The 13,891-nt window shown below is 67.0% G+C and carries 13 protein-coding genes; 11 read left to right on the top strand and 2 right to left on the bottom strand.

What is annotated here, in order from left to right; translation table 11 throughout:
* Nucleotides 1-14: 14 nt before the first annotated feature.
* Nucleotides 15-1,670 (bottom strand): DEAD/DEAH box helicase, encoded by a 1,656-nt coding sequence (locus QGV55_RS18340; protein ID WP_281019191.1) that lies wholly within the window; start codon nucleotides 1,668-1,670, stop codon nucleotides 15-17.
* Nucleotides 1,671-1,952: 282 nt separating this feature from the next.
* On the opposite strand from QGV55_RS18340, the gene QGV55_RS18345 reads away from it, so the two are divergent.
* The 8 genes from QGV55_RS18345 to QGV55_RS18380 all read left to right on the top strand — a co-directional run bounded on the left by QGV55_RS18345 (nucleotide 1,953) and on the right by QGV55_RS18380 (nucleotide 10,976).
* Entirely contained in the window at nucleotides 1,953-2,651 is a 699-nt protein-coding gene (locus QGV55_RS18345; protein WP_281019190.1) for an alpha/beta fold hydrolase, read from the top strand.
* Between the two features lie 267 nt (nucleotides 2,652-2,918).
* On the top strand, nucleotides 2,919-3,782 hold the full coding sequence (mreC, locus tag QGV55_RS18350) for a rod shape-determining protein MreC (RefSeq protein ID WP_281019189.1): 864 nt from the start codon (nucleotides 2,919-2,921) through the stop codon (nucleotides 3,780-3,782).
* A complete protein-coding gene (gene mreD, locus QGV55_RS18355; protein WP_281019188.1) occupies nucleotides 3,779-4,342 on the top strand; it encodes a rod shape-determining protein MreD in 564 nt (187 codons plus the stop codon). The genes mreC and mreD overlap by 4 nt, the downstream gene beginning before the upstream one ends.
* A 37-nt stretch (nucleotides 4,343-4,379) precedes the next feature.
* Nucleotides 4,380-6,245, top strand: a complete 1,866-nt coding sequence (gene mrdA, locus QGV55_RS18360) for a penicillin-binding protein 2 (RefSeq protein ID WP_281019187.1) — start codon at nucleotides 4,380-4,382, stop codon at nucleotides 6,243-6,245.
* Nucleotides 6,246-6,254: 9 nt separating this feature from the next.
* On the top strand, nucleotides 6,255-7,388 hold the full coding sequence (gene rodA, locus QGV55_RS18365) for a rod shape-determining protein RodA (protein WP_281019852.1): 1,134 nt from the start codon (nucleotides 6,255-6,257) through the stop codon (nucleotides 7,386-7,388).
* A 285-nt stretch (nucleotides 7,389-7,673) separates the two neighbouring features.
* The gene (locus tag QGV55_RS18370) at nucleotides 7,674-9,497 is read left to right on the top strand and encodes an ABC transporter permease (protein WP_281019186.1); all 1,824 of its coding nucleotides are present in this window, start codon (nucleotides 7,674-7,676) and stop codon (nucleotides 9,495-9,497) included.
* Nucleotides 9,494-10,270: an ABC transporter ATP-binding protein gene (locus tag QGV55_RS18375; protein WP_281019185.1), complete on the top strand. Its 777-nt coding sequence runs from the start codon at nucleotides 9,494-9,496 to the stop codon at nucleotides 10,268-10,270. Before QGV55_RS18370 ends, QGV55_RS18375 begins: the two co-directional genes overlap by 4 nt.
* On the top strand, nucleotides 10,263-10,976 hold the full coding sequence (locus tag QGV55_RS18380; RefSeq protein ID WP_281019184.1) for an ABC transporter ATP-binding protein: 714 nt from the start codon (nucleotides 10,263-10,265) through the stop codon (nucleotides 10,974-10,976). Before QGV55_RS18375 ends, QGV55_RS18380 begins: the two co-directional genes overlap by 8 nt.
* 388 nt (nucleotides 10,977-11,364) lie before the next feature.
* Here QGV55_RS18380 and nudC read toward each other — a convergent pair whose 3' ends face one another.
* Nucleotides 11,365-12,297: an NAD(+) diphosphatase gene (gene nudC / locus QGV55_RS18385; RefSeq protein ID WP_281019183.1), complete on the bottom strand. Its 933-nt coding sequence runs from the start codon at nucleotides 12,295-12,297 to the stop codon at nucleotides 11,365-11,367.
* Between the two features lie 359 nt (nucleotides 12,298-12,656).
* On the opposite strand from nudC, the gene QGV55_RS18390 reads away from it, so the two are divergent.
* The 3 genes from QGV55_RS18390 to QGV55_RS18400 all read left to right on the top strand — a co-directional run bounded on the left by QGV55_RS18390 (nucleotide 12,657) and on the right by QGV55_RS18400 (nucleotide 13,882).
* Nucleotides 12,657-12,884, top strand: a complete 228-nt coding sequence (locus tag QGV55_RS18390; protein ID WP_281019182.1) for a hypothetical protein — start codon at nucleotides 12,657-12,659, stop codon at nucleotides 12,882-12,884.
* A gap of 391 nt (nucleotides 12,885-13,275) precedes the next feature.
* Nucleotides 13,276-13,578 carry a YggT family protein gene (locus tag QGV55_RS18395; RefSeq protein ID WP_281019181.1) on the top strand — a complete coding sequence of 101 codons (303 nt, stop codon included), beginning with the start codon at nucleotides 13,276-13,278 and terminating at the stop codon, nucleotides 13,576-13,578.
* 25 nt (nucleotides 13,579-13,603) lie between these two features.
* Entirely contained in the window at nucleotides 13,604-13,882 is a 279-nt protein-coding gene (locus QGV55_RS18400) for a DUF167 domain-containing protein (protein ID WP_281019851.1), read from the top strand.
* The last annotated feature ends 9 nt before the right edge of the window (nucleotides 13,883-13,891 follow it).

A 13,891-nucleotide genomic window follows, 5' to 3' on the forward strand; every position in this document is an offset into this window, starting at 1 on the left:
ATCCGATCCTGCGGTCAGGCCGCGTCGCTGGACGACTCGTCGGGGATGCGCAGGGGGCGGAGCAGGAAGGCGGGGACGTGATCGCCCAGGCCCACCGGCGTGTTGTCGTTGTCGTCGCGACGGTTGCGACCGCCGGACCGGTTCGGGGAGGGGCGGCTGCGGCCTGCCTGGCGACCGGCATCCGGTCCGTCACCATGGGGTACCCGACCCGGCTCACGGCCTGATTCACGACTCTCGGCCTTGGGCTCTTCCGTCGCTGCTTCCGACGCGGCCTCGACAGGTGCTTCCGCGGTCTTGCGGCGCGGGGCGCGGCGGGTCCGGGCGGGCTTGGCGGGCGCGGCTTCGGACGCTGTGGTGTCCTCTGCAGGTGCTCCGGCCTCGACGGGTTCCGTCACGGTTTCCTCGGGTGCAGTCGAATCGGCGACGGCCTCCACGGTCTCGTCCTTCGGTTTCGTCCGGCGCGGACGGCGGGCACGCTTCGGTGCCGGTGCCTCATCGCCATCGGCGGCTTCCGCAGCGGCAGGCGCCGGAGCAGCAGCACCCTTCTTGCCGAAACCGTCGATCACCATCGGCTTGATGTTGCCGCCGATCAGCTTCTGGATCGCGTCCAGCGCCTTGGATTCCTTCGCGGTGGCGAGCATGAAGGCGCGACCCTTCATCCCGGCGCGACCGGTACGACCGATGCGGTGAATGTAATCCTCCGCATGGAACGGCACATCGAAGTTGAAGACGTGGCTGAGGCCCTGGATGTCGATACCGCGGGCGGCAACGTCGGAGCAGACCATGATCTTCGCCTGATCGGTCTTGAACTTCTCCAGCGTCGCCATGCGATCGAGCTGGTCCATGTCGCCATGCAGCGCCACGGCGTCGTAGCCATGTTTCTGCATCGACTTGTGCAGCATCTTCACGTCCGACTTGCGGTTGCAGAAGATCAGCGCGTTGCGGATGTTTTCCTGATTGATCAGGGCACGCAGCGCATCACGCTTGTCGCGTTCGTCCAGCATCGTCAGGTGCTGTTCGACGGTCGCGGCGGGGGATGCGGGCGGAGCCACCTCCACCTCGCGCGGTTCCACCAGGAACTTGTCGGCCAGCTTGCGGATCGACGGCGGCATGGTGGCGGAGAAGAACAGGGTCTGGCGACGCGGCGGCAGGCAGGAGACGATGCGCTCCACATCCGGCATGAAGCCCATGTCCATCATCCGGTCCGCCTCGTCGATGACGAAGAACTGGATCTGGCTCAGCATCATGCGGCCACGGTCGAACAGGTCCAGCAGGCGGCCGGGCGTCGCGATGATGATATCGCAGGTGCCGTCCAGCTCCGCTTCCTGTTCCTTCATGCCCAGCCCGCCGATCAGCAGCGCGCGGGAAAGCTTCTGGTACTTGGTGTACATGTCGAAGCTGTCCGCCACCTGGGCGGCCAGTTCGCGTGTCGGTTCCAGGACGAGGGCGCGCGGCATCCGCGGCTTCGACCGGCCCTGGGCCATGACGTCGATCATCGGCAGCAGGAAGGCGGCGGTCTTGCCGGTGCCGGTCTGCGCCGTGCCAAGCAGATCCTTGCCCATCAGGACATGCGGGATGGACTTCTGCTGGATGGGGGTGGCGGTTTCGTATCCCGCCTCCGAAATTGCCTTGCAGACCTCGTCACTCAGACCGAGGTCCGGAAATGTCATTGCGCTAATGTGGGTGCTCCCCGTTGGGATGTTTCTTTCAGGTGATGGACTGCAGGGGTCGGATGAGCGACCGGCCTTGATACGGTCTGCAACCCTTCCGGAAATTCCGCCCTTTTCGTTGTCGGATACCGGCCCTGAACAGTTTACTTCGCAGTGACGACAGTAACATGACAGGTCAGGCGCTTGTCGCACGGCTTTGGGGGAAGTACTGAAGGTGGAGTGCCCTGTCAATCACGAACACAGTGTTCGGGGTGTGGCGTCTGCGCACGTGTGGAGTATTTCATGACCCGACCTGCCCTGCTTCTGATCCCCGGTCTTCTCTGTACCGAACAGCTCTGGGCGCCACAGGTGGCGGCCCTGTCCGAGCTGGCCGACATCCATGTCGGTGACCATGCGCAGGACCTGACCATCCCCGCCATCGCGGAACGCATTCTGGCCGGGGCGCCGCCGACCTTTGCGCTGGCCGGTCTGTCGATGGGCGGCTACATCGCCTTCGAGATCTGGCGGCAGGCCCCGGAACGGGTCACGCGCATCGCCCTGCTGGATACCCGCGCCAGCACGGATTCGGAGGCCGAACTGGTCCGGCGCCGCGAACTGCTGGCGCTGGTGGAGAAGGGCCGTTTCACCGGGGTGCATGACCGGCTGATGCCCCTGTTCGTGCATCCCGACCGGCTGCAGGATGAACCGCTGCTGAACACCATCCGGCAGATGGCGGAGGATATCGGCAAGGATGGCTTCGTGCGCCAGACCCGTGCGCTGATGGCCCGCAGCGCCGCCCACGATGTCTGCCGCAGCATCAATGTGCCCGCGCTGGTGCTGTGCGGTCGGCAGGATGCGCTGACGCCGCTGGCGATGCATGAGGAGATGGCGGATCTGATTCCCGGCGCCCGGCTGTCGGTGATCGAGGACTGTGGTCACCTGTCGACGCTGGAGCAGCCGGAAGCGGTCAATCGCGAACTGCGGGACTGGCTGCAGGGCTGAGGCGGTCTTTCTGTGGACCGCACCTGACTCCTTGCGCTGACCGCTCCACCCCTCTCCCCCTCCCGGCCACCCATTTCAGGATACTTGCGTGGGTGGCCGGGAGGGGGAGAGGGGTGGAGCGGTCAGCAAATGAGTCCCGAAAGGGGAGGCATGGTCCACGAACAGACAGATTCCGGTGGCCATCGCGCCTTGATCGGCGCTAGAAAACCGCCTTCACTGACATGTCGCCGATAGCGGCGATTCGGACCTGCCCGGAGCAGTAACGACGTGCGTCGTTCGAACAAACCACTGGCGTCGCGAATGGTCAGCCCGATGGGGCTGCTGTTCAACCGGTTCGCTTTCGCGTTCCTGCTGGCGCTCGGCCTGACGCTGCTGGTGGCGGGCCGTTCCGGCATCGGCCCGGTGGAGCAGGTGCGTACCGGGCTGCTGGATGTGCTGGCCCCGGTGCTGGATGTCATTTCCCGTCCGGTCTCCGCGATCAACGATCTGGCGACGGAGATCGAGCAGCTCTCCCGCGTCTATGAGGAGAACGACCGCCTGCGGCAGGAAAATGCCCGTCTGCTGCACTGGCAGGCGGTGGCGCGGGCGCTGGAACGCGATAACGCACAGTACCGCCGCCTGCTGAATGTCCGTGCCCGCTCCGATGTCACCTACATCACCGCCCGTGTCGTGGGTGAGTCCGGGGGCCCTTTCGTCAAGACCCTGCTGCTTGCTGCCGGGGAACGCGATGGTGTCGAGCCCGACCAGGCCGTGGTCAGTGAACTCGGGCTGGTGGGCCGGATCACGGAGGCCGGGCGCAACGCCGCGCGCATCCTGCTGATCACCGACCTGAACAGCCGCATTCCGGTGATGCTGGAGGGCAGTCGCCGCCGCGCCATCCTGTCGGGCGACAACTCCGGCCGTCCGCTGCTTGCTTTCCTTGAGGCGGAGGCCGAGGTGCAGCCCGGTGACCGGGTGGTCACCAGTGGCCATGGCGGCATGCTGCCCCCGGGTCTGGTGGTTGGCGTCGTTGCCTCGGTCACCGAGAACCAGGTCCGCCTGCGCCCCTTCGTCGATCTGGCGCGGCTGGAGCGGGTGAACGTGCTGCGCTATCGCCGTCCGTCGCTGGTGAATGACCGGAACGGGCCATGAAGCCGCGCCGCCGCAAGTCCGCCAGCAGCCGCATCGGCGATGGCCCCGGCCTGCCACAACTCGGATTCTGGCGACTTGGACTGGCGATCCCCGGTCTGGTGTCGCTGGTTCTGGTTCTGATGGGCAGCCTGCCGATCGGGGTGCCGTTCCTGGGTCCGGTGCTGCCGGCTTTCGGTCTGATCGCGGTGCATGTCTTCGCGCTGCAGCGGCCCGACCTGATGCCCCACTGGCTGGCGTTCGGTCTCGGCCTTGTCACCGATCTGCTGTCCGGCGGGCCGCTTGGCCTGACGGCGCTGGTCTTCCTCGGCGTCCAGGCCCTGTCGGCCAGCCAGCGCCGGGTGCTGATCGGCCGCCCGTTCGTGCTCGGCTGGGCCGCCTTCGTCGCTGTGGCACTGGCGGCCGCGGGCGTTTCGTGGCTGATCGCCTGCGTCTACTTCCTCGATCTCGTCAATCCGGTGGCAGCCCTGCTGCAGGTGGCGGTGACGGTCACCCTGTTCCCGCTGGTCGCGGCCCCGCTGCTGCTGCTCAGCCATCGCATGACCGGACAGGCCTTCGCATGACCGGACAGGATGGGCGCATGACCGGACGGGCGGGCGCATGAGGGGACGCGTCGAAAAGGCCCGCTATCCTGTGTTCACGCGCCGCGCGCTGATGCTGGGGGGCATGAAGGCGGCGCTGTTCGCGGCGCTGGGCGCCCGCATGTACTACCTGCAGGTGATCGAGGGTGACCAGTACAAGATGCTGGCCGACGAGAACCGTATCAATCTCGCCCTGCTGGCACCGCCGCGCGGGCGCATCCTGGACCGGCGCGGTGTGCCGGTGGCGACGAACCGCCAGAACTTCCGCGTCCTGATCGTGCCGGAACAGACGAAGTCGGTGGGGGAGACGCTGGATCGGCTGAACCAGATCGTGCCGGTCAGCGACCAGACACGGGCACGGGTGCTGCGCGATGTCAGCCGCAAGCGCCGGTTCGTGCCGATCTCCGTCGTCGACAATCTGACGTGGGAGGAGTTCGCCCGCATCAATGTCCGCAGCCCCGACCTGCCTGGCATCCAGCTTGATGTCGGCCAGACCCGCGACTATCCGCTGGGGGTCTATCTGGGCCACACGGTGGGCTATGTCGGCCCGGTCAGCGAGAAGGACCTGAAGGAAGGCGACGGTGACCCCCTGCTGGAACTGCCGGGCTTCCGCACCGGGCGGCGGGGTCTGGAACGCAGCTTCGAGGGCACCCTGCGCGGTGCCGCGGGCAACCAGCGGGTGGAGGTGAATGCCTTTGGCCGGGTCATCCGGGAGCTGTCCCGCACGGAGGGCCGCCCCGGTTCCGACATTCAGCTGACCATCGATGCGCGGCTGCAGCGCATCGCCACCCAGGCACTGCGGCCCGAAAGCGGGGCCGCCGTGGTGATGGACATTCACAATGGCGATGTGCTCGCCATGGCCTCGACGCCCGGGTTCGACCCCAATGCCTTCAACGTCGGCATCGGCAACACCGAGTGGCAGACGCTGCTGCGCAACAGCCGCAAGCCCCTGACCGACAAGACCATCGCCGGGCGCTATCCGCCGGGATCCACCTTCAAGATGGCCGTGGCGCTGGCGGCGATGGAGGCCAATGTGGCCGGCGCTGCGCACCGGGTGTTCTGCAACGGCAAGCATGTGCTGGGCAATCACACCTTCCATTGCTGGAAGCGCTGGGGCCATGGCTGGATGGACCTGAACGACGCCCTGGCGCAGAGCTGTGATGTCTACTTCTACGATATCGCCCGCCGGGTCGGGGTGGAGAAGATCGCCGTGATGGCGGAACGCCTCGGCCTCGGCCAGACCCTGCTGCCGGAGCTGCCGGGGGAGAGTGCCGGACTGGTGCCGAACCCGGCCTGGAAGGAAGGCGCGATCGGGGAAGCCTGGCAGGGCGGGGAGACCCTGATCATGGGCATCGGCCAGGGTTATCTGCTGGCCACGCCGCTGCAGCTCGCGACCATGGCGGCGCGGCTGGCGAACGGGGAGCGTGCAATCTCGCCCCGGCTGGTGTTTCGTGACGAACCGGACGTGGAGGCCCCGCCGCTGGGCCTGTCGAAGGATGCCCTGCGCCATGTGCGCCAGGGCATGAACGACGTGGTGAACGGCAAGCACGGCACCGCCCGCGCCCATCGGATCACCCAGGAAGGCTGGGAGATGGCGGGCAAGACCGGCACGTCCCAGGTCCGCCGCATCAGCCGCGCCGAACGTGAGTCCGGCGTGCTGAAGAACGAGGATCTCGAGTGGCGCAGCCGTGACCACGCCCTGTTCGTCGCCTACGCCCCGGTGGACAAGCCGCGCTATGCCCTCTCCGTGGTCGTGGAGCATGGCGGCAGTGGCTCCGCCGCCGCCGCGCCCGTCGCCCGGACGATCATGGAGGCGACGCTGGAGCTTGATCCCGCCAGCAACCGCAAGCAGCGCGTCGCCGCCAACCCGGAACGGGAGGGCTGAGCCGTGACCATGGGCTATCGCGATGACGGGCCGGACCTGCGTTTCGGCAGGAAACTGCTCAGCCTGAACTGGGGGCTGGTGCTGCTGATCGCGATGACCGCATCTGTCGGCTTCGCCATGCTCTATTCCGCCGCCGGAGGCGATGTGCAGCCCTGGGCGATCCGGCAGATCATCCGCTTCGGCGGGGGCGCGTTCCTGATGCTGGTGATCGCGCTGATCGATATCCGCTTCTGGATGCGCTGGGCCTATTTGATCTATGCCGTGGCGCTGGTGCTGCTGCTGGCGGTCGAGTTCGTCGGTACCACCGGCATGGGGGCGACCCGCTGGGTCAGCCTCGGGTTCTTCAACCTGCAGCCGTCCGAAGTCATGAAGATCGCGCTGGTGCTGGCGCTGGCCCGCTATTTCCACGGTCTGTCGCTGGAGGATACGGGGCGCATCACCTACCTGCTGCCGCCGCTGGCCCTGATCGGCATGCCGACCTTGCTGGTGCTGAAGCAGCCGGACCTCGGCACGGCCCTGCTGCTGGCGGCGGGCGGGTCCATCGTGCTGTTCCTGGCCGGGGTACGGCTGTGGAAGTTCGCCCTGGCGCTGGGTGCCGCGCTGGCGGCCATGCCCATCGCCTGGTCGCAGCTGCACGAGTACCAGAAGGGTCGCATCATGACCTTCCTGAACCCGGAGAGCGACCCGCTGGGCGCGGGCTATCACATCATGCAGTCGAAGATCGCGCTGGGGTCGGGCGGCATCTCCGGCAAGGGCTTCCTGGAGGGGACGCAGAGCCACCTGAACTTCCTGCCCGAGATGCGTACCGACTTCATCTTCACCATGCTGGCGGAGGAGTTCGGCATGGTCGGCGGACTGGCACTGATGGGCCTTTACATCCTGATCCTGATCTATGCCTATGCCATCGGCTTCCGGTCGCGGCACCAGTTCGGGCGGCTGGTCGCGGTCGGCATCGCCACGACCTTCTTCCTCTACATCTTCATCAATATCGGCATGGTGACCGGCATCCTGCCCGTTGTCGGCGTGCCGCTGCCGCTGATTTCCTACGGCGGAACCGCGATGCTGACCCTGCTGATCGGCTTCGGCCTGATCCTGTCGGTCTCCATCCACCGCGACGTGGAGATCCCGCGCAGCCGGGGATAGGTGGATCTGTCAGGGGGCGTTCGCTGATCCTGGCGCCCCTGTGGGTGCTTCTTCGTCTTCCCCCCTTGAGGGGGAAGTGGCCGCGCAGCGGTCGATGGGGGGTGAAGCCGCAGGCTGTTGCACAGTGGCGAAGTCATGACTGTTCGGCTGCGCCGATTCACCCCCATCCCGACCTTCCCCCGTCGAGGGGGAAGGAGGGTGCGCCTGCGATCGACTGCTCCTGACCACCGCCAATCCCATCACAACTACTTGACGGATCAGGCGTGATCCCGCCAACTCCGGGGCATGGGATTCTACTTCGCACAGGCCCTGACGGGGCTCGCCAGCGCGTCGTCGCTGTTTCTGGTTGCTGCCGGGCTCAGCCTGATCTTCGGCGTCACGCGGGTGGTCAATTTCGCCCATGGCTCGCTCTACATGATCGGTGCCTATGTCGCGATGGATGTCATCGGGCTGTTCGGCAAGGTGCCGGGGTTCTGGCTGGCACTGCCCATCGCCGCCCTGGTCTCTGCCGCCGTCGGCGGGCTGATCGAGGTCACCGTGCTGCGCCGCATCTATCGCGCGCCGGAGATGTTCCAGCTTGTCGCCACCTTCGCCATCGTGCTGATCGCGCAGGATGTGGCGGAATGGATCTGGGGCGTTGCCGACCGCTTCGGCCCCCGCGCGCCGGGCCTGTCCGGCGTCGTCACCATATTCGGTGAGCGCATACCGGAGTACGACCTGTTCCTGATCGCCATGGGACCGATCACGCTGTTCCTGCTCTGGCTGCTGTTCGCCCGCACCCGTTTCGGTGTGCTGGTCCGCGCCGCGACACAGGACAGGGAGATGGCGGCGGCGCTGGGTGTGGATCAGGCCAAGCTGTTCACGGCTGTCTTCTGCCTCGGGGCCGGACTGGCGGGGCTGGGCGGTGCGATGCAGGTGCCCCGCGATGCCGTCACCCTGACCATGGATCTGGAGATCATCGCGGAGGTCTTCGTCATCACCGTGGTTGGCGGCATGGGCTCCATCCCCGGGGCCTATCTGGCTGCCATCCTGATCTCCGAACTGAACGCCTTCGGCATCCTGATCCTGCCGGAGATCACCCTGATCGTGGCCTTCGCCGCCATGGCGGTGGTGCTGGTGATCCGCCCCTACGGGCTGCTGGGCCGTCCGCCGTCGGCCCCGGAGACGCCGCCCGGTCCGGGCATGGGCACCCTGCGGCTGCCGGCCATGGCCTGGGGCGGGCTGTTTCTGGTCATGGCGCTGCTGCCGCTGGTGGTGGACCAGTTCATGACCGTGCTGATCATCGACATCATGATCCTGGGCATGTTCGCCATGTCGCTGCAGTTCCTGATGGGGCCGGGGGGCATGGTCAGCTTCGGCCACGCCGCCTACTTCGGTGTCGGCGCCTATGGCGCGGCGCTGCTGGTGCGGCATCTGGAGGCGGACATGGGCTGGGCGCTGGCCGTGGCCCCGGTGGCCGCCGCCGCCGCGGCGCTGTTCTTCGGCTGGTTCTGTGTCCGCCTGTCCGGGGTCTATCTCGCCATGCTGACGCTGGCTGCCGCCCAGATCGTCTGGGCCGCCGCGGTGCAGATGCAGGACTTCACCGGCGGCGATGACGGCCTGACCGGAATCTGGCCGGCGAAGCTCTTCGGCGATGACCTGGCCTTCTACTACCTGGCGCTGGCCTTCGCGGTGATCGCCGTTCTGGTGCTGCGGCAGGCGACCCGCAGCCCGTTCGGACGGGCGCTTACCGCCGCACGGGACGCGCCGCTGCGGGCGGAGGCGCTGGGCATCAACGTGCAGAACCAGCAATGGATGGCCTTCACCCTGGCCGGGACCGTCGCGGGTCTTGCCGGTGGTCTCTACGTGTTCAAGAAGGGCAGCGTCTTTCCCGATGTGCTGGCCATCCCGCAGTCGGTCGATGCCCTGATCATGGTGCTGCTGGGCGGTGTCGATGTGCTGGCGGGCGCGCTGATCGGGGCCTCCACCTTCGTGGTGCTGGAGGATGTGTTCAACCAGTTCGAGGCCTGGCGGTCGATGCTGGGCGGCGTGATCCTGCTGATCGCCATGCTGGCACCCGGCGGCATGGCCGGTCTCGGCAGCATGATACGGCGGCGGAAACCGGCATGAGCGCGGTGCTGCAGGTCAGTGATCTGGCGAAATCCTTCGGCGGTGTTGCTGCTGTCGATGGTGTCAGCTTCCAGGTCGGCGCCGGGGAGCGGCTGGCCCTGATCGGCCCCAACGGTGCGGGCAAGACCACCTGTTTCAACCTGCTGAACGGACAGTTGCGGGCCGACCGGGGCAGTGTCGTTCTGGATGGCAAGAACATCACCGGGCGCAAGCCGCGCCAGATCGTGCGGCTGGGCATCGGGCGCACGTTCCAGATCGCCCGCTCCTTCCTCAGCATGACGGTGGCGGAGGCTGTCGAGACCGCGCTGGATGCCGCGACCCGTCACACGCTGTCCTTCCGCCGCGCCCCTGACGCCAGTTTCCGCATCGCGGAGCTGCTGGGGCAGGTGGGATTGCAGGACCAGGCGGACCGGCCGGTGACGGAGCTGCCCTATGGCGACGTCAAGCGGCTGGACCTGGCCATGGCGCTGTCATCGTCACCGCGCCTGCTGTTCATGGACGAGCCGACGGCGGGCATGGCCGCCGCCGACCGTGCCCTGCTGATGGATCAGGTCAGCGCCATCGTCGCCGCCTCCGGTCTGGCGGTGCTGTTCACGGAGCATGACATGGAGGCGGTCTTCGGCCACGCCGACCGGGTCATGGTCATGGCACGCGGGCAGCTGATCGCGGAGGGCACGGTGGATGAGATCCGCCGCGACCCGGAAGTGCGCCGGGTCTACCTCGGCCGCGCCGAGACGGGGGAGGCCGAAGCCATGCCTGAAACCCATGTCTGAGGCCATGCTGCGGATCGAGGGTCTGAGTGCCGGTTACGGACCGGCGACCGTGCTGCACGGGATCTCCTTCAGCCTGGCGCAGGGGGATTCACTGGCCTTGCTGGGGCGTAACGGTGCGGGCAAGTCCACCACGATCAAGGCGATCATGGGCCTGGTCCGCCGCGGCGCCGCCACATTGAGCTTCGACGGCCAGGCCATCGGCAGCCTGCCGCCGCAGAAGATCGCGCGGCTGGGCGTCGGCTATGTGCCGGAGGAACGGCGCATCTTCGCCGAACTGACGGTGGCGGAGAATCTGGAGGTCGGGCGCCGTCCGACCCGTTCCGATGCGCCCGAATGGCCGGAACAGCGGCTCTATGACCTTTTCCCCGAACTCCACGCCATGCGCGACCGCCGCGCGGGCCGCATGTCAGGCGGGGAGCAGCAGATGCTGACCATCGCCCGCACGCTGGCCGGAAATCCGCGCATCCTGTTGCTGGACGAACCGGCGGAGGGGCTGGCGCCGGTGGTGCTGGACCGCATTGCCGACACGGTCGCCACGCTGCGGGCGGAGGGGCTGACCCTGCTGATCGCCGAACAGAGTCTCGGTTTCGCGGCGGAAGTCGCCAGCCGCTGCGTCGTGCTGGAAAGCGGCCAGATCGCCCATACCGGCGACATGGCCGAACTCGCCGCCGACAGCGCCCTGCGCGACCGGTTGCTGTCCGTCTGAGGCCTCCGGACCAGTCCGCCAACATCGGCGCGGCACACTGGGTACCCGGGTCAAGCCCGGGCACGGCGTCAGTGGGGTGTTGGTGGCGGTGAGCACCAATGTCCCGCCCTCCCCCACGCCGCTCGCGGACTTGATCCGCGAGCCCAGCTCTCGGCACTGAATCAAATCAGTTCGCACTGAGGCCTCCGCGCCAGTCCGCTGACGTCGGCGCGGCACGCTGGGTACCCGGGTCAGGCCCGGGTACGGCGTCCGTGGGGTGGCAATGTCCCACCACGCCCACGTCGCTCGCGGACTTGATCCGCGAGCCCAGCTCTCGATACTGAATCAGATCAGATCGCGCTGAGGCCTCCGGGCCTGTTCGTCACCACCCGTACCGGCAAGGAGAGAATCAGACCCCGGCGATCCAGCGGCGGGCGAGCTGGTGGGCGAGGGAGAGGCGGGGCGGCATGCGCAGGCCCTCACCTTCCTCCGAGCGTTCCAGCATCTCGATCACCTGATCGCGGCTGAACCACTGGGCGTCTTCCAGTTCCTCCGGGTCCAGGGTGATCTCGGTCGTTTCCGCCTCCGCGAAGCAGCCGATCATCAGGCTGGAGGGGAACGGCCAGGGCTGGGAAGCGATGTAGCGGACCGTGCCGACCTTCAGCCCCGCTTCCTCCCAGATTTCGCGGCGCACGCATTCCTCGATGGATTCACCCGGTTCCATGAAGCCGGCCAGCGCGGAATAGGAGCCATCGGGGAACCGGGGCTGACGGCCCAGCAGGCAGCGGTCGCCGTCAAAGACCAGCATGATCGTCACCGGGTCGGTGCGCGGGAAATGCTGTGCCTTGCAGCCGTCATCGGTGCAGGCGCGCATGTAACCCGCCTCCCGCATTTCCGACGGCGCGCCGCAGACGGCACAGAAGCGATGGCGCTGGTGCCAGTCCAGCATGGACCGGGCCTGGGCCAGGATCGCCGCCTCCCCCACCGGCAGGGCCGGGGCGATGGAGCGGACATCGATGAACTTGCCCCTGTCGGGCCAGACCGCGTCACGCGGTGCGCGGCGGGGATCGGCCTCGATGGCGAAATGGGCGATGCCGTCGCGGGTACCCAGCAGCAGCGGGCGGTTTTCCTCCAGCAGGTCGAGCACCTCCAGTGGCGAGCACCAGGCAATCTCCGGCTCCGCGCTGACATCGATGAAGGCCCGCAGGCGTGACACCGGCATGAAACGGCTGGCGCGGTCCATCATCCGGTCGGCCAGCCAGTCGCCATCCTTGCGATGTTCGGAGACACGGTTCAGCGGTGCGCCGGAAAACGTGATCGGGTCGTCATAGGTCATGCTCATGCCGCAGCAGCCCGCGCGCAGGTGGTCCGTGTCGTGCTCATCCTGAATCCTCCCCCTTGTCGTCACTGTCCCCGCGGTTTCCGGCCCTGTTCGGCAGTTCGGCCGGTGCCGCCATCGGACAGGGGTCCTGTCTACCCCATTTCGGCAAGGCGGGGAATCCCGCAGGACATTCCGCCCGCCGCAAGGGGCCGGGGCGCGTCCCTTCCGGACAACTTTCGAAAAAAGCACATATATCGAATCGATATATGTTGATTTGCTATTCGGGCACCCCATCTCCCTGTCATCGGCGGCACGGAGAGCCCTCCACCGCCAAAGCCGCCACCACACGGGTGGCCCGACAGACTTGAGGAAAGACCATGATGAGCCGCATTGTTCGACAGCACCTGGGGGTCTGGATCGTGACCGCCGCCCTGCTGGCGAGTCTCGGCGTCAGCTCGGCGATGCCGGGCAAGCACCACAGCGCGAACGAGCAGGCCAGCGCCACGCAACAGACCGTTGGCGTGCCGCGCGGTGGCATCTCGCTCTACCAGGACCATACCGGAGAGTTCACCACCTACCGCCGAAGCATTGCTGTCGGCACCTATTGAGGGCCGACACGGGCCCTGTGCACCAACCGGGATGACAGCTGACGGGGCCCTTCCCCGATCATCCCCGCGAGACCCCTGAGACCGGTCACCCCCCTCCCGACCGGTTTCCACCCTGCGGGCACCAGAACCCCCTCTCTGGTGCCCGCATTTTTTTTGGGGATTTCATTCGCTGACCGTGCCTCCCCTCTCCCCCTCCCGGTCACCCACGCAAGTATCCTGTAATGGGTGGCCGGGAGGGGGAGAGGGGAGGTGCGGTCAGCAAACAAGACCGGGTCCACGCAACAACCGCGACGCGGTCCGCAAACAACTCGCCCGAGGGCAATTCCCTTGCGGGCCGTTCTGCGTTAAACGTCGCGACAATCGCATACACCGGATTGCAGGAGCCATCGGCATGGCCGCCATTGCGCAACTGATCGACTTCGTCGTCGATTTCTACATCTTCTGCCTGATCGCGTCGGCGATCATGAGCTGGCTGGTCGCGTTCAACGTGCTGAACCCGCACAACAACATCGCGCGCACCATCGGCCAGTTCCTCTATCGCATCACCGAACCGGCGCTGGCGCCGATCCGTCGGATCCTGCCGGACCTGGGGGGAATCGACCTTTCACCGGTTGTACTGATCATTGGTCTGATGGTCGCACGGACCTTCGTCATCTGCGACGTGATGGGATTCTGCGTCGGTTACACAAGCTGACCGGTACGGCGCGCTGCTGCTGCACCTGCATGTCTCGCCCGGCGCCAGCCGTTCCCGCGTGGAGGACTGGCGCACGGACCCGGACGGCACGCAACGGCTCAGGGTCCGGGTTGCCGCCCCGCCGGAGAAGGGCAAGGCCAACCGCGCCGTGATCAGACTGCTCGCCGACGTGCTGAACGTCGCGCCGAGGGATATTGAGGTCGTGCGTGGAGAGATCAGCCGCGCCAAGACAGTTCAGATTGCAGGCGCGGAAGCTGAGCTCCGCCGCCTTCTGCCACCCCAGCCGCCCTCCGGCGCCCAGTAGACAGGGATC

It is taken from the genome of Minwuia sp. IMCC3009, from assembly GCF_029909415.1.
In the GTDB taxonomy this organism is placed as follows: Bacteria; Pseudomonadota; Alphaproteobacteria; order Minwuiales; family Minwuiaceae; genus Minwuia.